The following is a 20,295-nucleotide window of genomic DNA, read 5'->3' as shown; positions in this document are numbered from 1 at the left end:
CGGGCTCACCGCCGCCCGGCGGACAAGTCCGTCAGCAACGGGGTAACCGGACCACGGTAACCGGCGGCCAGGAGTTCGACTGTGGCGGTGAACAATTCGGTGAAAGCGACCGCGGTTCCCCGCTCGAACAGCGCGGCCGGGTAGATGAATACGCCGTCGATGCCCGCGGGCGCACCGAGCCGGTCGTACCGGTCGACGAGACCGAATTCGAGGTCGTGCTTGGCGCGGACGATTCCGGTGTCGACCTCGGTGATGCTCACCCCGCCGGAAGCGTCCGCCGCGGGCTGGGCGGCCGCGCCGCGCTGGAGGATGAGCGTCGCTTGGAACAGCGGGTAGGCCGCGTCCTGCAGCAGGCAGCGCTTCAGCCGCTGGCCGGGTGTATCGGGATGAGCGAAGGCGGCCAGCGCCACCCCGCGCACCTGATCGAGCAGTTCCTCCGCGTCGGCGGCGCGGTCGAGCCGGACGCGCATCAGCACGTCGTCGGCGAAGTTGCCCACCAGGTCGTCGAGCAGCCGGTGATCGCGGCCCGCGACCGCGGTGGCCACCGTCACGTCGGCGCTGCCGGAGAAAGCGCCGACGGCCACCGCGAACGCGGTCTGCAACACCATGAACAGGCTGGCTCGCGCCGCGCACGCCCGATCGAGCAGCGCACGGTGCACACCGGCGGCGAACGCGACCGGTACGACGGCGCCCGCGCTCGCACCGCCTCGGCGGATGGCACGAGGCCGGACGCAGGGGAAATCGAGCACCGGCGGCCGACCGGCCAGGGTGTTGGCCCAGTACCGCAACTGCTGCGTGGCGCGGCTCCATTCGTCGGAGTAGTCACCGAGCTGGGCGTGCTTCCACAAGGTGTAGTCCGCGTAGTCGATCGGCAGCGGCGGCCAGTCCGGCGCGGCTCCGTCCTGTCCGGCGAGGTAGGCAGTGCCGAGATCGCGCAGCAGCGGGGCCACTGACCGCCCGTCGATCGAGATGTGGTGCACGACCAGCACCAGCACCACCTCGTGCGGTCCGAGCACGCACAGCCGGGCGCGCAGCGGCAGGTCGGTCTCCAGATCGAACTCGATCGCGGCGAATTCCGCGATATGCCTCGGCAATTCGGCTTCGGTGGCCAGGACGACGTCGGTCCGCCCCCCGGCCTCGTCCGCGGGGACGATCACCTGGGCCGGGCCCGAGGCGGTCCTCGGGTAACGGGTGCGCAGCGGTTCGTGCCGGGCGACGACGTCGTCGATCGCGGCGACGATCCCCTCGGGCCGCAGTGCCGGTCCGGACAGTCGCACCGCGCGAGTCACATTCCAGTCACTCGAGTTCCCGGCCCGCGCGGCGTGCCACATCCGTTCCTGCGCGGGGGCGAGCGGGATGTGCGCCGGACGCGGCCCACGGGCCAGCGGCAGCGGCCGCCGCGGCGGCGGGAGAGGCCGAACCGCCGGTCGTACGGGGCGCATCCCCGCATGCCCGAGTACGTGACCGATTCCTTCGGACGAGATCGCCGCAGCGGAGTTGTGCACGCGCCGTCACCTCCACTACCGAACCACCGAGCAACCCAGGCAAGGTAACCAGGTCGAGTAAACCGTCAGTTACCGCACCGTGACGGCGCGGAATCCAGTTCGGCAAGACCGGGGAGGGCGGGGCGGGTGCGCGCGGCGCCGGGGCGCGCCGCCAGGCACTATCGTTGGGCCGTGCAGACAGGTCAGGACGCAGACGACGACGGGGGCCCACGGATCTGGGGTGGGACGACGCTCACCGAGCGCAGGGAGACGCGGCGGGCGGCGCTGTTGGAAGCGGCGCTCGATCTGATCGGCGAGTCGGGCGCGAGCGGGGTCACCATGCGGGCGGTGTGCCGTAAGGCCAATCTCACCGACCGCTACTTCTACGAAAGCTTCGCCAGCCGCGACGAGCTGCTCGACGTGCTCTACCGTCAGGTCGCCGAGGAATTCCTCGAACCCATGACGGCCTTCGCCGCCACCGACGACCCGTCCCGCGATCGCGCGCTGTCGGAGATCCTGGTGGACAAGGTGCTCGCCGACCCGCGCAAATCCCGGCTGTTCCTGGTCGAGCCGTATTCCAGCACCGGGCTCGGGCAGACCACCTTCGCGGTGATGCCGGTCTTCACCCGGATCATGCAGGACCATCTGTTCGGCCACATCGACGATCCGGTCAAGCGCAGGCTGGCGGCGGTGACCATGGCCAGCGGGAACGCGGGCATGTTCTCGGCATGGCTGAACGGCTCGCTGCGCGCCACCCGCGAGCAGATCATCGAGCACTGCCTCGCGATGCTCACGGTGTACCGCTCGCTCTACCGTCCCTGACCGCCCCGCGCGTCACCCGGTGCGGCCGGACGGTAGGTCCCCGGACCGGCCCCGCCAGTACGCCAGCGTGTTCTGCGTCCGAATGGTGGCGCCGTGACTGGGGCCGAGAGCGCGCAACTCCGCGACCAGCAACACCTCCAGTTCCGCGACGGCGCGGGTCAGGTCGCCGTGCCGGGCGCGGCAGCCCGCGAGTTCGTTGCGGGTGTCGAAGGTGTCCGGATGGTCCGGGCCGAGCACGCGCAACCGGTCGCCGAGCAGTTTCTCCAGGTCGGTGATCGCGCCCGCGAGATCGCCGCTGTCGGCGCGGTAGGCGGCCAGTTTGCCGCGGGTGAGCAGCGTGTCGGGGTGGTCCGGTCCGAGCACCCGTAGACGATCGTCGAGCAGTCGGGTGAACTCCGCGCCCGCCCCGGACAGATCACCGCTGCGCGCGCGGAACGCCGCGAGGTTGTTGCGCGCGCCGAGCGTATTGGGATGGTCGGCGCCGAAGACGCGCAGATAGTCGGCTACCAACTGCTCGAATTCGGCCCGTGCGCCTGCGAGATCGCCGCTTGCCGCCCGCCAGTACGCGAGGCTGTTGCGGGTGCGCAAGGTGTCCGGGTGATCGGCGCCGAGCACGCGGGCGCGGTCGGCGCGCAGCTGTTCGAACCGGTCGATCGCCCCGGCGAAATCGCCGACGTCGCCGCGATTGGACGCCAGGTTGTTCCTGGTGCGCAGGGTTTCGGGATGGTCGGGCCCGAGCAGGCGCAGCCGGTCGGCGAGCAGATGCTCGAACTCCTCGCCAGCGCCGGAGTAGTCGCCGCAGCGGGCGCGGTAGCTCGCCAGCTTGTCGCGGGTGTCCGAGGTGGCCGGATCGTCGGGTCCGAACACCCGCAACCGGTCGGCGAGCAACTGTTCGAAATCGGCGACGGCGCCGACCAGGTCGCCGCTCTCGGCGCGGTGATATGCCCACCGTTCCCGCGTGATGAAGGTGTCGGGATGGTCCGGTCCCAGTGACTCGGCGAAGTCGGGCGTCCACGCCGCCCACAGGTCGCGGTCGTCGGCCGACCTGCCGGTTTCCAGTTTCTCCAGGAAGTCGATGGCCAAGGCGGCATCGCCGTAGGCCAGGCAGTGGCGTACGGCCGCGCCGCGCGCGTAGTCCGCGGCCCGGTCGCCTCCGTCGGCCTGGATCGCCGCGACCAGGGCGCGGTGGGCGTCCGGGATGCGCACGCCGAGGCGGTGGCATTCCGCGCCCAGCGCGGGCAGGAACGCGCTGTGGGTCACGCCGAGCGACTCGCGAACGGTGCCGGGATGACTGCGGGTGACCAGGGTGCCGAGATTCACGGCGATGTCGCGGACCCGGGCGGCGCTGAGGTCGACGCCGAGCGACAACAGCGCCGAATCCAAGAGCTCCAGCGGCAACACCGGCCCGACACCCGCCGCGACCAGCACACCGAGCAGAGCCGCTGTGTCACCGGTGGTTTCGGGATCGAGCCCGCGCAGCGCCGTCTCGACCCGCAGCGCGATGATCCGGTCGAGGCCGATCCCGGAGGCCACCGCGCCGTCGGTCAATCCCGAAGCGACCTCCAGCAGGATGCCTGCGAGCAGCCAGCCACCCGCCACCACCCGCGAACCGCTCGCGTCCGTGGGGGTCTCCGCCAGCAGCCGCTGGATCCAGCCGATCCAGTCGACCGGGCCCAGCGGCGCCGTGCCGCGCGCGGAATCCACCACGGCGGCGATGTCGTCGGCCGCCGGTTCGGCGATATCGATGCGGTACATGTGCGCCAGCCCCGGATCGTCCTCCACGCCGGTGCCGGGCCGGATGCCGACGATCACGCGCTCGTGCCGAAGATCCTCGCGGCCGGTCAGATCGGCGATCGCGGCCACGAGCAACCGCCTGGTCCCCTCCTGCGGCTGGTTCAGTCCGTCGAACACCAGGGTGACCCGGCGGCCCGCCGTGGACAGCCGCGCCAACGGGCGGCGGACCAGGATGTCGAAGATGTCGAACTCGTCCCTGGGCCGGTGCGCCCTGGCCGCGCGCGCCGCCTCACGGAAGCCGGGCACGCGCGCGTCGAGCTGCGCGGCCAGCTCAGCGGCCACGGACTCCACCGAACTGTTCACCGTCAGGAACACCGCGGCGGTGATGTAGTCGGGGGTGACGGCGAGCCCGTCGACCAGGCTGGGGCGGATCAGCATCGCCAGCAGCGTGGACTTGCCCACGCCCGCCGGACCCAGCACCGCACGCAGCCGGTGGCTGCCCGCGTCGACGATCGCGTCGAGACGCTCGCGCACATCGGGCGTCAGCAGCAGACGCCGGGTGAGCTGGTCGACGAATCCGGCCGCGGAGCGTCCGCTCACCGCGTCGCGGTGGCGCGCGGTGTTCGGCACCAGCCACAGCCCCGGGTCGACGCCCTGTGCCGGGGACACCGCGCCGGAACTGAACGACAGATGCTGCGGCTGTTGATGGGTGCACTGCACGGCGATCGGATCGACCAGGTCCGAGGGCAGCAGGTTCTCCCCGCGCAGCGGCAGGCCCAGGTCGAAGGTGGCGAGCATGGTGCGGGTGAAGCATCCGGAATACGCGGGCCCGTCGCCCGAGGCGACCAGCAGTTCCATCCGGCCGCCCGACTGCGCCAGCAGATCGGTCCACCGGCGCGCGGCCCCTTGGACGCCCTGCCCCGCCTCGCAGGCGTCGACGAGCAGCACGAGCCCGTCCAGCGCGGCGCGGTCGAGCCGCTCGCGGATCTCTTGGGTCAGGTGAAACGCGTTGTGCGAGGTGGGATCAGCGGGTGAATCGTGGCCGAGCAGGTAGAAGTCCTCGGCGCTGGTCGCCACGCCGTGACCGATGAAGCCGAGCAGCAGGGTGGCCTGCCGCTGCGATGCCGCCGTGAAGGCAGCGTCGACGGCCTCGAGCAGTTGCGCGGCAGTGGGATTCAGCACCGGGCCGTCCAGCTCGATGGCGGGCCGCCACCCGCCCGCTTCGGTCAGACTCCCGTACAAGCCGTTGGCGAGTTCTTCGGTGAAACCCAGATCTCCCAGCGCCGCGCATTCCGACCCCACCACCAGCGCCAGCCGACCTCCCATGCAAGAAACATACTCGCGCCGCCGCGCCGTTCCGCCGCACCGATACCGAAAGGCGCTGTGCGAGACGTAGGGTGACGGTCCGAGAGCCGGAAGAAGGAGATCGCGCGATGACCGACCCGGTGGTGGGTTTGACGGGTACGCTCACATCGCCGATCCGAGGTGCCGGGACGCTGAGCGAGGTCCTGGTCGCGATTCGCGGGGGAACCGAGCTGTACATCGCACAGTCCGCCGAGCCGATCCCGGCCGGTGCGACCGTGCTGGTCATCGCGGTCCATCCGGGGCGCGTCGTCGACGTCGTCCCGTGGATTCCGCTCGCCCCGGACCCGGCAGCAGAAACCTGAGAAAGTAAGGGAGACAGACGTGCTGGGCTACCATGTGCCGGACCCGGACGAGGCGATGCTGGTCAGCGGCGGCAAGAGCCGCGACAACACGCCGTTCAAAGTAGTCATCGGACGCGGCGCCTGGGTGATTCCGCTGTTCCGCAAGGTGCGCTACCTGTCGCTGGCGATGTTCGAATCCGAGATCAAGGAGCGGTGCGTCACCAAACAGGCGATCCAGCTCGACGTCCGCGCTGTGATCGCGTTCAAGGTGGCCAACGACACCTCCTCCATCGTGAATGCCGCCCAGCGGTTCCTCTCCGAGCAGGAGCGGGAGATGTCGGTGCTGACCGGACGCATCTTCTCCGGGCACCTGCGTTCGATCGTCGGCTCGATGACGGTCGAGGAGATCATCCGGGAGCGGCAGAAACTGGCCGACGAAGTGCTCGTCGCGTCGAAAGTCGAGATGAGCAACATCGGCCTGTGGGTCGATTCGTTCCAGATCCAGTCCATCGATGACGGCAACCTCGGCTATATCGCCGCGCTCGCCGCCCCGCACAATGCCGCCGTCCAGCGCGACGCGCAGATCGCGCAATCGCAGGCCGCGCAGGCGGCGGCGCAGGCCGAGCAGGAATCCCAGCGCAGGCAAGCGGAATATCAGCGCGAGACGGCGATCCTGCGCGCGCAGTACCAGCGCGACATCGACAAGGCCAACGCGGAGGCGGCGCAGGCGGGCCCGCTCGCCGAGGCGATGGCGTTGCAGGAGGTGCTCACCGCCCAGGCCGAGCAGGCGCGCAAGGAGGCCGAGCTGCGTGAGCAGCAGTTGCAGGCCGAGGTCGTCAAACCCGCTCAGGCGGAAGCGGATCGGGTGCGCATCCTGGCCGAGGCGGAAGCCGACCGGACCCGGATCCAGGCCGAGGCGGCCGCGTCGAACAACCGCATCGCGCTGGATCAGTTGTTGATCGAACAACTTCCGGAAATCGTGCGGCAGGCGTCGAACGGGTTGGCGAACGCGAATCTCACCGTGCTGAACGGACCGGACGGAGTCAGCGAACTGGTGAACGGAATGGTCGGTCAGGGACTGACCGTTTTCAATTCGCTGCAAAAGGCGCTTTCCTCCGACGACGGCGAAAAGGCGCGTTAAAGTTGCCGAGTAGCGACGGCGACGAGGAGCGGGTGTTGGTGTCCATCGGGAAATTGGTGTCGTTCGACAGCTCTCGGGGATTCGGATTCATTCGGCCGGAGGACGGTGGACCCGATGTGTTCGTCCACGTCAACGACATCGGCCTGGACGAGGACGAGTTGCGACAGGGACGGGTGTTCGAGTTCGAGGTGACCGAAGGCGACCGCGGACCCAAGGCGGTCAATCTCACTGTGGTCGGCGGGTCGTCCGCACCCGCCGCCCGGCACAAGGGTAAGGACAGGGCCGGTTCGGGACAGCTCACCGTCGCCGAGCACCAGCGCCTGATCACCGAGCTGCTCCTGGACGCCAGCCCCGCGCTCACCGCGGGTGAGATCCTCACCATCCGCGACCGGCTCACCGCGTTCGCCGACCAGCACGGCTGGCTGGAGAACTGACCGGCGAAGTCCACGAACCTGTCGGGGCACCCGCCTACGATCGAGCCGAGGCCGCGGCCGCATACCGATGAGTTCGGTCCGCGCGCACCGTCGACATGGGTGAGGATCGAACCCGAGGAGGATCGCGTGGAGCTACCGGTGATGCCACCAGTGCGGCCGATGCTGGCCAAATCCGCGCCCGCGGTGCCGCGCGAGCCGGGCCTGAGCTACGAACCCAAATGGGACGGTTTCCGTTGCATCGTGTTCCGCGACGGCGCCGAAGTGGAACTCGGCTCGCGCAATGACCGGCCGCTGACCAGGTATTTTCCCGAGGTCGCCGAATTGCTGAAGCAGGCGCTGCCGGACCGCTGCGTGGTGGACGGCGAGATCGTGGTGGTCACCGAACAGGGTCTGGATTTCGACACCTTGCAGAACCGGCTGCATCCGGCCGCGTCCAGGGTCGCCAAGCTGGCCGCGGAGACGCCGGCCAGTTTCGTGGCCTTCGATCTGCTCGCCCTCGGCGACAAGGATTTGACCGGGGAGCCGTTCATCGAACGCAGGCGGCTGCTCGAAACGATCCTGGACACCGCGCTCGCGCGCGTGCACCTGACTCCGCTCACCCACGATCCCGACGTCGCCGAGGACTGGTTCACCCGTTTCGAGGGCGCGGGGTTCGACGGCGTGATGGTCAAATCCGACGACCTCGCCTATCTCCAGGACAAGCGGGTGATGCTGAAGGTCAAGCACGAGCGCACCGCCGACTGCGTGGTGGCGGGTTTCCGCTGGCACAAGGACGGTGCCGGGGTCGGCTCGCTGCTGCTCGGACTTTTCGACGACGAGGGCCGCCTGCACCACGTCGGCGTGGCCAGCAGCTTCACCGCGGCCCGGCGCAAGGAACTGGTCGAGGAGCTCGCGCCACTGCGGGAGAACGCGCTCGACAACCATCCCTGGCGGGATTGGTCCGACGCCGCGGCACAGGCGGCGGCGGAGGGCAAGATGCCCGGCGGCGTCAGCCGCTGGACCGGCGGCAAGGATCTGTCCTGGGAGGCGTTGCGGACGGAGCTGGTCGCCGAGGTGCGCTACGAGCACGTGCAGTCGGGACGGCTGCGCCACGGCGGCAGGCTGGTGCGCTTCCGCACCGACCGGACGCCGGAATCGTGTACCTACGCGCAGCTGGACGAGGTCGCGCCCGCGGAATTGAGCACGCTGTTCGGCGAAGGCGCGGCGCGATGACCGAGTCCGTCGACATCGAGACCGACGGCCGGACCGTCACGATCAGCAATCCGGGCAAGATCTATTTCACCGAGCGCGGCGAGACGAAACTCGATCTGGTGCGTTACTACCAGGCGATCGCCGAGCCGTTCCTGAATGTGGTGGGCGGGCGTCCGCTGCTGCTGGAGCGGTATCCCGACGGAGCGTCCGGCAAGTCCTGGTTCCAGAAACGGGTGCCGAAATCCGCGCCGGACTGGCTGCACACCGTGGAGGTGTCCACACCGAACGGCACCACCAGCGACGCCCTCGTCGCCCACGATCTCGCCCACATCCTGTGGGCGGTGAACCAGGGATGCCTCGGGTTCCACGTCTGGCCCAACCGCGCCGACGATCTGGAGATCGCCGACGAGCTGCGCATCGACCTCGATCCTTCGCCGGGCATCACCTTCGCCGATCTCCGGCACGCCGCGATACGCACCAGGGATCTGCTCGCCGAACTCGGCATCGAATCCTGGATCAAGACCTCCGGCTCACGCGGCTTGCATCTCTACTCGGCGCTGGAACCGAAGTGGGACGGTTATCAGGTGCGGGCCGCCGCGGTGGCGCTGGCCCGCGAATTGGAGCGCCGGTTCCCGGAGGACATCACCGCGCAGTGGTGGAAGGAAGAACGCGGCAACCGGGTCTTCATCGATTTCAATCAGAACGCGCCGCACAAAACGGTGTTCGGCGCCTGGTGCGTGCGGCCGAAGGTCGGCGCGCAGGTCTCGACGCCGATCAGCTGGGCGGATCTGGATTCGGTGGTGCCCGACGAGCTGACCATCGCGACCGTCCCCGCACGCTACGCCGCATCGGGGGACCCGTGGGCCGATCGTGCGCCTCAGTCCATCGCCCCGCTGCTGGAGATGTCCGACCGGGACATGGCGGCCGGTCTCATGGACGCGCCGTGGCCCCCGCAATATCCGAAGATGCCCAACGAACCGCCCAGGGTGCAGCCGAGCCGCGCCAAGAAGGCCGAATAGCGAGCGTTATTCGGTCCACAACACCCAGGTGCCGCTGCGGCCGCTGAGTTCGCACACCAGGGCCCGGCCGTCGGCGGTGCGTCCGGTCTTCGCCCCGGAGGCGTCGCACTTCGACCCCGCTTGCTGCACGGCGGTCGCGACGACGTGCGGGCCCGCCCACTGGTAGCCGCCGGAGGTGGTGAGGCAGATCAGGGTGCCACCGTCGGCGGCGCTGCCGATCTGGCCGAGTTGCGCCTCGCTGCACGACGAACCTTTCGTGACCGGCCCCTGGCTCGCTGACGGCGTAGTGGTGACAGCGGGGCTCGGCGCTGCCGCCGTGGTCGTCACCACCGGACGCTCGACGGTCGTCGGCATCGACGCGACGGGCGTGGGCGCGATCACGGACTGACGGTTCATCACGTCCGGCAGCCAGTTGCCCGTCAGCAGGACGAACCCGGCCACCGCGGTGATCTCGGCGACGCCGAGCAGCAGCGCGAACATCGCCATGACCCGGCCGCGCGGGTGGCTGAAGGCGATGAAGCCGAACACGATGGCGACCGGGAACAGTCCCAGCAGCGCCGCCACGAGCGCGACAATCGCGTACGGATTGACGATCGGCGGGATCTCCACCCGCAGTCGGCCGGTTCGGCGGCGGCTCGGCGGCTGCTCGGGCCAGCGCTCGTCCTCCTCGTCCGCCCAGCCGCCGTCGGGCTCCGGCTCCGACCAGCGATCCTCCGGCCGCGCCTGCGGCCAGCGATCCGTATCACGCCGTTCTGCCCGTGTCATTCAGGTCCCTCTCCACACCAACACCGCGCAGGAACCTCGGACTGCCCGGACCCGCCCCGATATACCGACACAGAATAGGGCGCGCGCGGCGAAAAGTTGATTCGAAGTGTCGGATATTTGTGATCGGGCCGTAATAACAAACGTGTCGCAACTCTCGCGAATCTGTTAGCCGAGGCGCATGCTGGTCGACATACGACCCACCTGACCGCGGCCTTTCTTCAGGAGGATCCATGTCCGATAAGACGACCTCGAGCGGCCGGGATACCCCGCATTGGCATGCCAGGGCCGGAGATTTGCTCGATGACAACTTCAACCTCCCGGGCATCGTGTTGTGCACCCTCGGCGTCGTAGCGCTGGCCTGTACTCTGACCGCCGCCGGATACGGGTTCACCGGCTGGACCGGCGTCGGTGTGGTCGTGACGGCCGCGCTGTGGATCACCGGCGTCGGCGCCCTGCTCGTCGAACATCACCGGGAACAGGCGATCGAACTGAAGCACGGCCGCCACGGCCACGGGCCGGGCGCCTTGCGTCCGATTCGCTACAGCGGCGAGCGGTGATCCGGGCCGCCGGGTGACTGCCTGCGGTCGACCTTGGGCAGCGATTCGGTGACCAGCGTCAGCAGCATGTCGCACAGCAGCTCGTGCACCTGCGCGCGGGTGAGCGTGCCGCGCGTGATCCATTCCCGGCCCGCGACCTTGACCAGACCACCATAGGCACGCACCATCGCGCGCAGTTCGGCGTCGTGTGCCGAATCGGCGAGGCCGACCATCAGCAGCAGGCGCTCGGCCGCCGCGTCGTCGGCGGCGTCGAGGATCTGCTGCACCTCGGGATCGTCGCCGACGCCCTCGTGGCTGGTGACCTTCACCCAGGTGCTGCCGTGCTCGGCGATGGTGTCCAGCAGCCAGCGCACGCTGGCATCGACCCGCTCACGCCAGCTGCCGGTGGGCACGACCATGTTGTCGAGTTTGGGCAACGTCACCATGCGCCGCACCACCGCGAGATAAAGGTCGCGCTTGTTGCCGAAATAGTGGTTGATCAGACCGCGCGCGACGCCCGCGCGCTGCGCCAGTTCGGCGGTGGAGACGGCCGCGTACGGGCGCTCGCCGAACATGTCGATCGCGCAGGCGAGGATCTGCGCGCGCCGCTCGTCGGGTTCGAGCCTGCGGCGGCGCGGTAGCGCCGGGTCGGCGCCACCGTCCGCGGCCGCACTCCTGGTGTCAGAGAGACCGGGCAATGAGATCCTTCATCACCTCGTTGCTGCCCGCGAGGATGCGCAGGACGCGGGCGCCGGTGTAGAGCTGGGAAATCGGATACTCCGTCATGTAGCCGTAGCCGCCGAACAGTTGCAGGCAGCGGTCCACCACGATACCGAGCTGATCGGTCAGCCAGTATTTCGACATGGCAGCGCTGGGAATGTCGAGTTCACCGCGCAGGTGCTTGTCGATGCAGTCGTCGAGGAAGGTGCGCGAGACCTTGGTGATGGTCGCGCACTCGGCGAGTTCGAACTTGGTGTTCTGCATGGCGAACAGCGGTTTGCCGAACGCTTCGCGGCCCTTGGTGTAATCGACGGTGAGCTGCACCGCCTTCTCCATCATGGCGACCGCGATGATCGCCGTGACCAGGCGTTCCTGCGCGAGCATCTGCATCATCTGGTAGAAGCCCTGACCCTCGGCGCCGCCGAGGAGGTTGGACGCGGGCACACGCAGGCCGTCGAAGAACAGCTCCGCGGTGTCCTGGGCCTTGCCGCCGATCTTGTTCAGGATGCGCCCGCGCTTGAAACCGGGAGTGTCGTCACCGACTTCGGCGAAGATCAGCGAGACACCGGCCGCGCCCTTGGTGGGGTCGGTTTTGGCGGCGATGATGATGCCATCGCAGAGCCAGCCGTTGGTGATGAAGATCTTCGAGCCGGTGATGACGTACTCGTCGCCCTCCAGTACCGCGCGGGTCTTGATGTTCTGCAGGTCCGATCCGGTGCCCGGCTCGGTCATGCCGATGGAAAGCACGATCTCGCCGCTCGCGGCCTTGGGCAGCACACGCCGCTTGAGTTCCTCGGAACCGAACTCGTACAGGTACGGCGCGATGATCGAACTGTGCACGGGGATGCCCATCGATCCGTCCCCGGCGCGGGCCTGCTCCTCGATGATGGCGGCTTCGTGCGCGAACGTACCGCCGCCACCGCCGTATTCGGCGGGAATCGCGGGACACAGCAGGCCGAGTTCACCGGCCCGGTTGTACAGCGCGCGATCGGGGTGCCCTTGCGCGACGAATTTCTCCTCATGAGGCACGACCTCCTTCTCGAAGAAGGTCTTCGCCAGATCTCGTACCGCCTCGACCTCGTCGTCACTCCACGCCGCGCGCGCCATCGCTGGATCCTTTGCTAGCTCCGGTCCGGCCCCTTCGCCGGTTACGCCTCAGATTCCCGAACTATTGGCGAGTTGTCAACAAGGGAAGCGAGCCACCGTCACGGCCACCCGAATGCGAGCCCGCGCCCGGATGAGCAGGCCCGACCGCGAGCGGAGGCGGGCAGCCTGCCGAGTGCTGAGGAGAAACCGCCGCCCGTGCCGCGATTCCGGTGGTGAGCTGCGCCATATTCGGACGTTTTACCTTTCCCTCCAAGGGTCAATCCTTCGTACTGTCCGTATCGGAATTACTGACATCGGGCACGACGGCGACGTGCCATCGGATCGGTAGCCGGCAGCGAATGAGGTAAGGACATGACCGAACTGCTCGACACCACCGAAACGCCCCGACCGGACCGCACCTGGACGGTCGACCGGGACGGCGCCGAACTCGCCGTCTTCGAATGGGGTGATGCCGCCGCGGAGCCCTTGGTGCTGGTGCACGGCCTCACCGACACTCATAGCGTGTGGTCCACGGTCGCGGCCCTGCTGGCCGACGGCTTCCGGGTCATCACCTATGACGTTCGCGGCCACGGCGATTCGGCCGTTCCCGCCGTACTGTCGGAATATCGCCTCGGCACGCTGGCGGAGGACTTCTTCGCGGTGATCGACGCCGCCAGCCCGCGCAGGCCGGTGCACACATGCGGCCACGGCTGGGGCGCGGTGCAACTGTGGGAAGCGGTCTGCGACGAGCGTGCCAACACCCGCATCGCCTCGTTCACCGCGATCGCCGGACCGAACCTCGATCATCTCGGCCTGTGGCTGCGCGCGCTGGCGCCCCGCGCCGGCCGCGAACTCCGCGATCTGGGCTGGTGGTTGCACGGTGCGCGCTGGGCGCTGACGCCCGGTCCCATGGCCCGCAGGCTCTACCCGCCCCGCCTGCGCGGCCTGTTCGTGCGCGGGCTCGGAGGAGTATCACCGCTGCCCGCGCGGATCGCGCCCACCTGGCGTGGCGATCTGCTCGCGGGCGCGCGCATCGCGCAGGCGAATCTGCTGCACCACCTGGGCAAGCCGCGGGTGCGCCGGACCGCCGTCCCGGTCCAGTTGCTGGTCGACACCACCGACCCGTTCGTCCCGGCCGCCGTCTACGACGCCTCCGCGCGCTGGGTCGACAAGCTGTGGCGCTGCGCCGTCCCGGCGAATCACTGGCTGCCGATCACCGAGCCGTTGTTGGTCGCCGAGGCCATCGCCAACTTCGTCGACGACCTGCGCGCCGACCGCGCGGCGATCACCCCGCGCAGCAGCTGACCACGGCGTACCGGACGGGGCGCGGGCGACCGGTCCGGCGAGTTTGCGACAATGGGCCGGTCGTCTGCCCAGCTCGATGAAGGATGTCCCCCGCCGCGATGGCCGAAAGCATGATCGATCCCGAGGACCTCGCGACCTGTCTTCGGGTCCTGGAGCAGGCCGGAGCGCTGGAGAAGGACCATCCCGACTCGGTGGCGGTGCAGCGCGCGGTCGGGCACATGTTCAAGAAGCTCAAGCAGCGGCGCCGCTCGGATGCGCGCGCGGCGGTGTCGGCCGCCGACCGCGCGGTGGTCGCCGCGACCGCGACCGGCTCGCCGAACCGGATCGATGACGAGACCTCGGGCATCCCGATCAGCTCCACCACCACCGGAGCCAGCGCGGGCACGCTGATCCGCCCGCGTCCCTGCTACATCTGCAAGCAGCGCTACACCCGGGTCGACGCCTTCTACCACCAGCTGTGCCCGGACTGCGCGACGCGCAGCCACACCAAACGGGACGCTCGTACCGATCTGACCGGAAGGCGGGCACTGCTCACCGGCGGCCGCGCCAAGATCGGCATGTACATCGCGCTGCGCCTGCTGCGCGACGGCGCGCACACCACCATCACGACCCGCTTCCCCAACGACGCGATCCGGCGTTTCGCCGCGATGGACGACAGCGCCGACTGGTTGCACCGGTTACGCATCGTCGGCATCGATCTGCGCGATCCGGCCCAGGTGGTCGCCTTGGCCGACGATGTCGCCGCCCAGGGCCCGCTGGACATCCTGATCAACAACGCCGCACAGACGGTCCGTCGCTCCCCCGGCGCCTACAGCGCTTTGGTCGAGGCGGAATCGGGTCCGCTGCCCGCGGGCGCGCTGCCGGAGGTGGTCAGCTTCGGCAAGACCATGCAGGCGCACCCCACCGCGCTGACCGCCTCGCTCACCCCGGCGCTCACCGCCGCCGATGTCGCCGAGCTGGCCTTGGTCGCCGGATCGGCGACGCCGGAACGGATCGCGCGCGGCGTCGCGATCGACGCGGGCGGCCTGGTGCCCGACCTCGCGCACACCAACAGCTGGGTGCAGACCGTCGCGCAGGTGGATCCGACCGAACTGCTGGAAGTGCAGCTGTGCAACTCGGTCGCGCCGTTCATCCTCGTCTCGCGCCTGCGCCCGGCGATGGCGGCCGCCGCGGCGCGCCGGAAATACGTCGTGAACGTCTCCGCGATGGAAGGGCAGTTCTCCCGCGCGTACAAGGGCCCGGGACACCCGCACACCAACATGGCCAAGGCGGCGCTGAACATGCTGACCCGCACCAGCGCCAGGGAGATGCTGGAGCAGGACGGCATCCTGATGACCGCGGTCGATACCGGCTGGATCACCGACGAGCGCCCGCATTACACCAAGCTCCGCCTCGCCGAAGAGGGTTTCCACGCCCCGCTGGACCTGGTCGACGGCGCGGCGCGGGTCTACGACCCCATCGTGCAGGGTGAGAACGGGATCGATCTGTTCGGCTGCTTCCTCAAGGACTATCAGCCTTCCCCGTGGTAGCGGCCGACACGGGTCCCGCCGCGCGAGGGAAGGTTACGCTGGAGGCGTGCTCTACCGGCTGTTGGCCGACGCCACCGCCGTCACGCATTTCGCGTTTGTGGCCTACGTGGTGGTCGGCGGGTTCCTCGCGTGGCGCTTCGGGCGCACGATCTGGCTGCATGTGCTCGCGGTCTGCTGGGGATTCAGCACGATCGTGTTCGGCATCGACTGCCCGCTCACGTATCTGGAGAACTGGGCGCGCGAGCGTGCCGGGGAGCAGCGGCTGCCGTCGAGCGGGTTCATCGATCACTACATCACCGGCGTGATCTACCCCGAAAGCGCACTCGGGTTGGTGCGGGCAGTCGTGGCCGCGCTGGTGGTGGCGTCCTGGATCGGCTATGGGTGGGCGCTGCGCAGGCGGGCCACCCCGGCCACCCGTGTGCACGCACCGCACTGACGAGGCGGCCGTGCTCAGGCGCCGAGGTGGCGCTCCACGAAGCTCGCGACCTGCGCGCCGTGCTCGTCCAGGTAGAAATGCCCGCCGGGGAACGTCGCGCGATCGAATCCGCCCCTGGTGTGCGCTCGCCACTCGTCGGCCTGTTCGGGTCGCATCGTCGGGTCCTCGGTGCTGACCAGCGCCGCGATGTCGACGCGCAACGGTTCTCCCGGCTGATGACGATAGGTCTCGACCGCTCGATAATCCGCGCGCACGGCGGGCAGCACGAGTTCGGCGAGGCCCGGCTCGGCGCGCAGCATCTCCAGCGGAGCGGGATCCGAGGCCAGCCGTACCAGCTCATCGATGAGCGCGTCGTCGGAGGCCAGGTGCAGCCGCTGCGTCTCCTCGAATGTCGGTGCGGGACGGCCGGAGACGAACAGGGCGGCCAGCGGCTGCCCGGCGCGCTCGAGCCTGCGCGCGGTCTCGAACGCCACAGTCGCGCCCATGCTGTGGCCGAACAAGGACAGCGACGCGATCTCGCCCTGCGCGAGCACTTCTCGCGCGATCCGGTCCGCCAGTGCGGCCAGGTCGGTGATCAGGTCGTCGCCCAACCGGTCCTGCCGCCCGGGATACTGGACCGCGGACACCGCGACACCCGGCCCGAACCGCTGTGCGAGATCTCGGTATGCCGTGGCCGAGCCTCCGCCCGGCGGGAAGCACAGCAGGTGATGCCGCACGACCGCCTCGGATCGCAGCGTCCGCAACCACTCCGAGTCGGTGATACCGCCTGCCATGTTCGATCTCCCTTCTCCGTCGCACGTCCCGGCGCGCGGCCGGACCAGACCACGGTAGTCGCCACGGCCGCCGCATCGGGTGACGCTTGTGCTGTGGCACCCGGCCCGATCGGCCCCGGCGAGATCCAGGCCGGTCACGGCGTGAAGGTCTGTAGATGGTCCACGGTGACGAAAGTGCTCTGCGGGCTCGCCGCACGCACCGCCGCTCGTAGCGGCTCCAGACCGCCCCAGTCGCGAGCGGGTTCGGTGAGTGGATGGTCGAAGTCGTCCCAGTGGGTGGGCAGCACGTAGCGCGGATTGCCGGTGGCGCGCAGCAGGCGCCCGACGTAGTCCTGAATCTTCCCGCCTCCGGCGGGCAGCAGCAGCACGTCCGGGCGCAAGCCCGCCAGTTCCGACTCGATGTAGTTCGAGCCGCCGAAGTTCAGCACGCTCACGCCGCCGCCGCTCACCTCGTAGGCGAGTGTGCCGCCCTCGACCAGATCACGAATCACTCTGGGCTGCGGTAGTTCTCCCGCGCCCAGGCCTGGACGGGTACCCGCGAAAGCCACCGTGGCGCGCGCCCCGGATGCGGAGTGCAGCGAACGCAGCACCCGGATGGTGTATCCGTCGAAACGGAGGAACTCGCCGCCTGTCGCCAAGGCGAGCTGTTGCTCCGGGGCGCCGAGCGCGGCCATGAGGTTCAGGTGCGTCTCGGTGCCGAGCACCGTCGCTCCGGTCTTCTTCGCCAGATACGGCACGTCGGTGAGGTGGTCGTAGTGGCCGTGGGTGACCAGGATGTGATCGGCGCGCAATTCACCGCTGTCGACGTAGTGGTCGATCAGCGCGGTGTCCACGGTGATCGGGGTCTGCGGATCCGCGCCCTCGGCGGTGTAGGTTCCGGTATGGAACCTGGTCAGCCAGGGGTCGATGAGCACGACCTTGCCCCCCGGCAGGCGGATCTCCCAGCTGTTGTTGCCCCACCACCGCAGCGTCACCCCGCCGGGCGATCCGCCCCCGGGAACCGAAGTCGCCGCACCATTGTCGGCGGAATCCGTTGTAGCGCAAGCGACTAACCCTGCCAGCGCGGCCGCGCCCGCCGTCGCGCCGAGAAATTCACGCCGTCCGAAACCTGTCATGCGGGCACCACACCACATGCCCTGCGGCCGTGTCCAAGACCGGTGTCGACGTTCGGTGATATCGGAAGAGATATCGTCGCAGCGTGGACCAGCTGCGCCAGCTCCGGTATTTTGTCGCCGTCGCCGAGGAATTGCATTTCGGGCGGGCCGCCGAGCGGCTCGGCATCGCCCAGCCGCCGCTGAGCCAGCGCATCCGCCGCCTGGAGGCCGACCTCGGCGCGCGTCTGTTCGAGCGCGACAGCCGCCGCGTCGAACTCACCGAGGCCGGGCAGATTCTGCTCGCCGAGTCGCGAGACCTGCTCGCGCGCTGGGAGCGGACGAGAACGCTGGTCGGGAAGGCGCATCGAGGCGAGATGGACGCCGTGCGGATCGGAGTGCCGCCCGAACTGGCCGGGCGGGTGCTCGCCGCGCTGCTCACCGCGTTCGAGGCCAGAGACCTCCGGGTGGATCTGCAGGAACTGACCACCGCCGAGCAGGTCCGGCTGCTCGCCGACCGTCAATTGAACGCCGGGGTGCTGCAACACCCGGTCGACGTGGTCGGCCTGGAACTCGGCCCGGTGGTGGAGACACCGCTCGGCGTGGTGCTGCCCCGCGATTCGCCGCTGGCCGCGCGGTCGGCGCTGGAACTGGCCGACCTCGCCGGGCACGGCCTGGTGATCTTCCCGCGCGCGGCCGCGCCCGGACTCTACGACGCCACGCTGCGCCGCTGCTGGGAGCACGGCTTCCGCCCGGCCTCGGTGCAGCACGCGCGCAATCCCGAATTCGTCCTGGGCATGGTGCTCTCGGGGCGGGGCGTGGCCTTCGACCAGGGGATGGTGGCGCAGAAGGAACCCCGCGTGGTCTGGCGGCCACTGCCCGAGGGCACGCTGAGTCATCGGTTGTCGCTGGCCTGGCCGGTGGGCGTGGCGCATCCACTGGTGGGCGAGCTGGCCGAACTGGTCGTCGCGGTGCTGCAAGGCGACGGCGCGTCACGGCCGAGTCCGGTCGCGGACCCGCCGCAACGGCCATGGAACGTCGTCTACGGCCCGCCGTGAACGATCCGGCCGATCGCCTCGACGGCAGCTGCGCCGATGGCGCGATCCACCTCCGGCAGCCGCTGCGCCAAGGTCGCCGCTCGAGTGAAAACCGCTACGGCATAACGCTTTCCATCCGGATACTCGACGACGCCGACCTCGTTGCGCACCCCGGGCAGCGTCCCCGTCTTGGCCCAGACCTGCACGTCCGGCGGAAAGGCGGCGGCGAGCCGGTACCAGTTCACCTGCTGACGCATCAGATCACGCACCCACCGGCACGCCTCCGGTGCGCCCGCCTCGTCCCGGGCGATCATGCTGAGCAGCCGCGCCATCTCCCGCGGGGTGCTCGCGGTGGTGCGCAGCGGGTCCAGCGCGCGGGTGCGCAGCACCTGCTCGGCGTCGAGCGCGGGAAACCGGCGGGCGAACTCGGCCGCGTCGGCCGCGCCGATGTCCTCGGCCATGGACTGCACCACGGTGCGCGGCGGACCCACCACGCGGGTGGCGGCGAGGCCCAGTTCGCGCAGCAGCGAGCGCACGTTGTCCAGCCCCACCCGGTCGAACAACAGGTCCGCCGCGGTGTTGTCGCTGACGGTGAGCGCGAAGTACGCCGCGTCGCGCAGGCTGAACTCGACGTCGTCGGCGCAGCCCGCGGTGCCGACGCCGCCGAGCCGATCCGCCGCCCGCGCCCGCACTCGGTCGGCGGGGTCCAACTGTCCCGCCGCTACTTGCCTGGCGAACTCCAGGACCAGCGGCACCTTCACCACCGAGGCGAGCACCACCGGTTCGTCCGCCCGGACGCCCGCCTCGGCGCCGCACTCGACGCACCGGGCATGCACCCACCCCTCGACGCCGACAGTCCGAAAGATCTCCTGCACCGATGCAGCATCCCCGTCCGCGGTGGCGGATACGGCACCGGGGCGTGCCGGACGGCTCAGGCCCCGCCGGGGCTCGTCCGCGCGATTCGCTGTTCGAGTTCGGCGATCCGCTGCCGATAGTCGGCCAATTCCGTAAGACGAGAACCCATCTCGTCGGTCAACTGAGCGATCCGGCCGAGGTAGCGGTGCGCGGGGCGGTCGGCCCAGTAGGCGCCGGCGCGGCCGTACTCCACCGCACGATCGACGTCGCCCGCGGCGACTCCCGCCGCCGCCGCGTCCGTCGTCGCCGCCGCGAGCGCGGCCTCGAGCTGCTCCACGCGCAATCGCGTCGCCTGGTCGTGACCGGCGGTGCCGAGTGCCGCGCGCTCGGCGGCGAGGTCCTGGATCTCCCGGAGGTACCCCGCGTTCTGCGCGTCCTGCACGGCCATCAGCTCGTAGTCGAGTGTGATCGGCGCGGAGCGGACCCGGTCCGGGAGCAGAGCCGCACGCGGCCGCAGGTCGATGCCGAAGACCGGCACGCGTTCTCGCGCGGGTGAATTCGGCTTCTTTCTGATCGTCGGCACCGTGTATTCCGCGCTTCCGGCGTAGACGTTCGTCATCGTCGATCGACCTCATCTATGGCCGGCGCGGCAGTTCGGTGCGCCGGCCATGCTCTGCCCCTCTGCCCGCAC

The 20,295-nt window shown here is 69.6% G+C and carries 20 protein-coding genes; 11 read left to right on the top strand and 9 right to left on the bottom strand.

Annotated elements, in window-relative coordinates; genetic code table 11:
• Positions 1-5 precede the first annotated feature (5 nt).
• Positions 6-1,505 (bottom strand): condensation domain-containing protein, encoded by a 1,500-nt coding sequence (locus AB0L97_RS30605; protein ID WP_364436267.1) that lies wholly within the window; start codon positions 1,503-1,505, stop codon positions 6-8.
• Between the two features lie 171 nt (positions 1,506-1,676).
• Between AB0L97_RS30605 and AB0L97_RS30600 the strand changes: the two genes are divergently transcribed.
• Positions 1,677-2,306: a TetR/AcrR family transcriptional regulator gene (locus tag AB0L97_RS30600; protein WP_355078424.1), complete on the top strand. Its 630-nt coding sequence runs from the start codon at positions 1,677-1,679 to the stop codon at positions 2,304-2,306.
• Positions 2,307-2,318: 12 nt separating this feature from the next.
• On the opposite strand, the gene AB0L97_RS30595 is transcribed toward AB0L97_RS30600, so the two are convergent.
• Entirely contained in the window at positions 2,319-5,366 is a 3,048-nt protein-coding gene (locus tag AB0L97_RS30595; RefSeq protein WP_364436263.1) for a tetratricopeptide repeat protein, read from the bottom strand.
• Positions 5,367-5,473: 107 nt separating this feature from the next.
• Between AB0L97_RS30595 and AB0L97_RS30590 the strand changes: the two genes are divergently transcribed.
• The 5 genes from AB0L97_RS30590 to ligD all read left to right on the top strand — a co-directional run bounded on the left by AB0L97_RS30590 (position 5,474) and on the right by ligD (position 9,471).
• Positions 5,474-5,707, top strand: coding sequence for a hypothetical protein (locus AB0L97_RS30590; RefSeq protein WP_364436260.1), 234 nt, complete (start codon positions 5,474-5,476; stop codon positions 5,705-5,707).
• 19 nt (positions 5,708-5,726) lie between these two features.
• Entirely contained in the window at positions 5,727-6,827 is a 1,101-nt protein-coding gene (locus AB0L97_RS30585) for an SPFH domain-containing protein (protein ID WP_355078427.1), read from the top strand.
• Between the two features lie 32 nt (positions 6,828-6,859).
• Positions 6,860-7,261 carry a cold shock domain-containing protein gene (locus AB0L97_RS30580; RefSeq protein WP_356969708.1) on the top strand — a complete coding sequence of 134 codons (402 nt, stop codon included), beginning with the start codon at positions 6,860-6,862 and terminating at the stop codon, positions 7,259-7,261.
• A gap of 126 nt (positions 7,262-7,387) precedes the next feature.
• Positions 7,388-8,473, top strand: coding sequence for an ATP-dependent DNA ligase (locus AB0L97_RS30575; RefSeq protein WP_364436329.1), 1,086 nt, complete (start codon positions 7,388-7,390; stop codon positions 8,471-8,473).
• Positions 8,470-9,471, top strand: coding sequence for a non-homologous end-joining DNA ligase (ligD, locus tag AB0L97_RS30570; RefSeq protein WP_364436258.1), 1,002 nt, complete (start codon positions 8,470-8,472; stop codon positions 9,469-9,471). The genes AB0L97_RS30575 and ligD overlap by 4 nt, the downstream gene beginning before the upstream one ends.
• 6 nt (positions 9,472-9,477) lie before the next feature.
• Here ligD and AB0L97_RS30565 read toward each other — a convergent pair whose 3' ends face one another.
• Positions 9,478-10,236: a hypothetical protein gene (locus AB0L97_RS30565; RefSeq protein ID WP_364436255.1), complete on the bottom strand. Its 759-nt coding sequence runs from the start codon at positions 10,234-10,236 to the stop codon at positions 9,478-9,480.
• 230 nt (positions 10,237-10,466) lie between these two features.
• Between AB0L97_RS30565 and AB0L97_RS30560 the strand changes: the two genes are divergently transcribed.
• On the top strand, positions 10,467-10,793 hold the full coding sequence (locus AB0L97_RS30560) for a hypothetical protein (RefSeq protein WP_355078430.1): 327 nt from the start codon (positions 10,467-10,469) through the stop codon (positions 10,791-10,793).
• Here AB0L97_RS30560 and AB0L97_RS30555 read toward each other — a convergent pair.
• Together AB0L97_RS30555 and AB0L97_RS30550 are read right to left on the bottom strand one after the other, a co-directional pair.
• On the bottom strand, positions 10,775-11,470 hold the full coding sequence (locus tag AB0L97_RS30555; protein WP_355078431.1) for a helix-turn-helix domain-containing protein: 696 nt from the start codon (positions 11,468-11,470) through the stop codon (positions 10,775-10,777). The genes AB0L97_RS30560 and AB0L97_RS30555 overlap by 19 nt on opposite strands.
• Positions 11,454-12,599 carry an acyl-CoA dehydrogenase family protein gene (locus AB0L97_RS30550; RefSeq protein ID WP_364436250.1) on the bottom strand — a complete coding sequence of 382 codons (1,146 nt, stop codon included), beginning with the start codon at positions 12,597-12,599 and terminating at the stop codon, positions 11,454-11,456. Before AB0L97_RS30550 ends, AB0L97_RS30555 begins: the two co-directional genes overlap by 17 nt.
• Before the next feature lie 351 nt (positions 12,600-12,950).
• Here AB0L97_RS30550 and AB0L97_RS30545 point away from each other — a divergent pair, with 351 nt between their 5' ends.
• From AB0L97_RS30545 to AB0L97_RS30535, 3 genes are all read left to right on the top strand, one after another.
• On the top strand, positions 12,951-13,883 hold the full coding sequence (locus tag AB0L97_RS30545) for an alpha/beta fold hydrolase (protein WP_364436247.1): 933 nt from the start codon (positions 12,951-12,953) through the stop codon (positions 13,881-13,883).
• A 98-nt stretch (positions 13,884-13,981) separates the two neighbouring features.
• On the top strand, positions 13,982-15,412 hold the full coding sequence (locus AB0L97_RS30540) for an SDR family NAD(P)-dependent oxidoreductase (RefSeq protein ID WP_364436244.1): 1,431 nt from the start codon (positions 13,982-13,984) through the stop codon (positions 15,410-15,412).
• A 46-nt stretch (positions 15,413-15,458) separates the two neighbouring features.
• Positions 15,459-15,848: a DUF2784 domain-containing protein gene (locus tag AB0L97_RS30535; RefSeq protein WP_355078435.1), complete on the top strand. Its 390-nt coding sequence runs from the start codon at positions 15,459-15,461 to the stop codon at positions 15,846-15,848.
• Between the two features lie 14 nt (positions 15,849-15,862).
• Here AB0L97_RS30535 and AB0L97_RS30530 read toward each other — a convergent pair whose 3' ends face one another.
• Positions 15,863-16,621 (bottom strand): alpha/beta fold hydrolase, encoded by a 759-nt coding sequence (locus AB0L97_RS30530; protein WP_364436240.1) that lies wholly within the window; start codon positions 16,619-16,621, stop codon positions 15,863-15,865.
• A 134-nt stretch (positions 16,622-16,755) separates the two neighbouring features.
• Positions 16,756-17,736 (bottom strand): MBL fold metallo-hydrolase, encoded by a 981-nt coding sequence (locus tag AB0L97_RS30525; protein WP_355078437.1) that lies wholly within the window; start codon positions 17,734-17,736, stop codon positions 16,756-16,758.
• Positions 17,737-17,819: 83 nt separating this feature from the next.
• On the opposite strand from AB0L97_RS30525, the gene AB0L97_RS30520 reads away from it, so the two are divergent.
• Positions 17,820-18,770, top strand: a complete 951-nt coding sequence (locus AB0L97_RS30520; protein ID WP_364436235.1) for a LysR substrate-binding domain-containing protein — start codon at positions 17,820-17,822, stop codon at positions 18,768-18,770.
• Here AB0L97_RS30520 and AB0L97_RS30515 read toward each other — a convergent pair.
• Positions 18,755-19,624, bottom strand: a complete 870-nt coding sequence (locus AB0L97_RS30515; RefSeq protein WP_364436232.1) for a serine hydrolase — start codon at positions 19,622-19,624, stop codon at positions 18,755-18,757. The two genes, AB0L97_RS30520 and AB0L97_RS30515, sit on opposite strands and share 16 nt — an antisense overlap.
• A gap of 56 nt (positions 19,625-19,680) precedes the next feature.
• A complete protein-coding gene (locus AB0L97_RS30510; protein ID WP_364436229.1) occupies positions 19,681-20,223 on the bottom strand; it encodes a hypothetical protein in 543 nt (180 codons plus the stop codon).
• Between the last annotated feature and the right edge of the window lie 72 nt (positions 20,224-20,295).

This window comes from Nocardia sp. NPDC051911 (genome assembly GCF_040681035.1).
In the GTDB taxonomy this organism is placed as follows: domain Bacteria; phylum Actinomycetota; class Actinomycetes; order Mycobacteriales; family Mycobacteriaceae; genus Nocardia; species Nocardia sichangensis.
The sequence above is the reverse complement of the archived record's forward strand: the minus strand, read 5'-3'. Positions and strand labels throughout refer to the sequence as shown.

Coding starts and splice junctions, on each gene's coding strand:
- AB0L97_RS30595 (WP_364436263.1), bottom strand. CDS start 5,366: ATGGGAGGTCGGCTGGCGCTGGTGGTGGGGTCGGAATGCGCGGCGCTG.
- AB0L97_RS30590 (WP_364436260.1), top strand. CDS start 5,474: ATGACCGACCCGGTGGTGGGTTTGACGGGTACGCTCACATCGCCGATC.
- ligD (WP_364436258.1), top strand. CDS start 8,470: ATGACCGAGTCCGTCGACATCGAGACCGACGGCCGGACCGTCACGATC.
- AB0L97_RS30565 (WP_364436255.1), bottom strand. CDS start 10,236: ATGACACGGGCAGAACGGCGTGATACGGATCGCTGGCCGCAGGCGCGG.
- AB0L97_RS30560 (WP_355078430.1), top strand. CDS start 10,467: ATGTCCGATAAGACGACCTCGAGCGGCCGGGATACCCCGCATTGGCAT.
- AB0L97_RS30550 (WP_364436250.1), bottom strand. CDS start 12,599: ATGGCGCGCGCGGCGTGGAGTGACGACGAGGTCGAGGCGGTACGAGAT.
- AB0L97_RS30545 (WP_364436247.1), top strand. CDS start 12,951: ATGACCGAACTGCTCGACACCACCGAAACGCCCCGACCGGACCGCACC.
- AB0L97_RS30540 (WP_364436244.1), top strand. CDS start 13,982: ATGGCCGAAAGCATGATCGATCCCGAGGACCTCGCGACCTGTCTTCGG.
- AB0L97_RS30530 (WP_364436240.1), bottom strand. CDS start 16,621: ATGGCAGGCGGTATCACCGACTCGGAGTGGTTGCGGACGCTGCGATCC.
- AB0L97_RS30525 (WP_355078437.1), bottom strand. CDS start 17,736: ATGACAGGTTTCGGACGGCGTGAATTTCTCGGCGCGACGGCGGGCGCG.
- AB0L97_RS30510 (WP_364436229.1), bottom strand. CDS start 20,223: ATGACGAACGTCTACGCCGGAAGCGCGGAATACACGGTGCCGACGATC.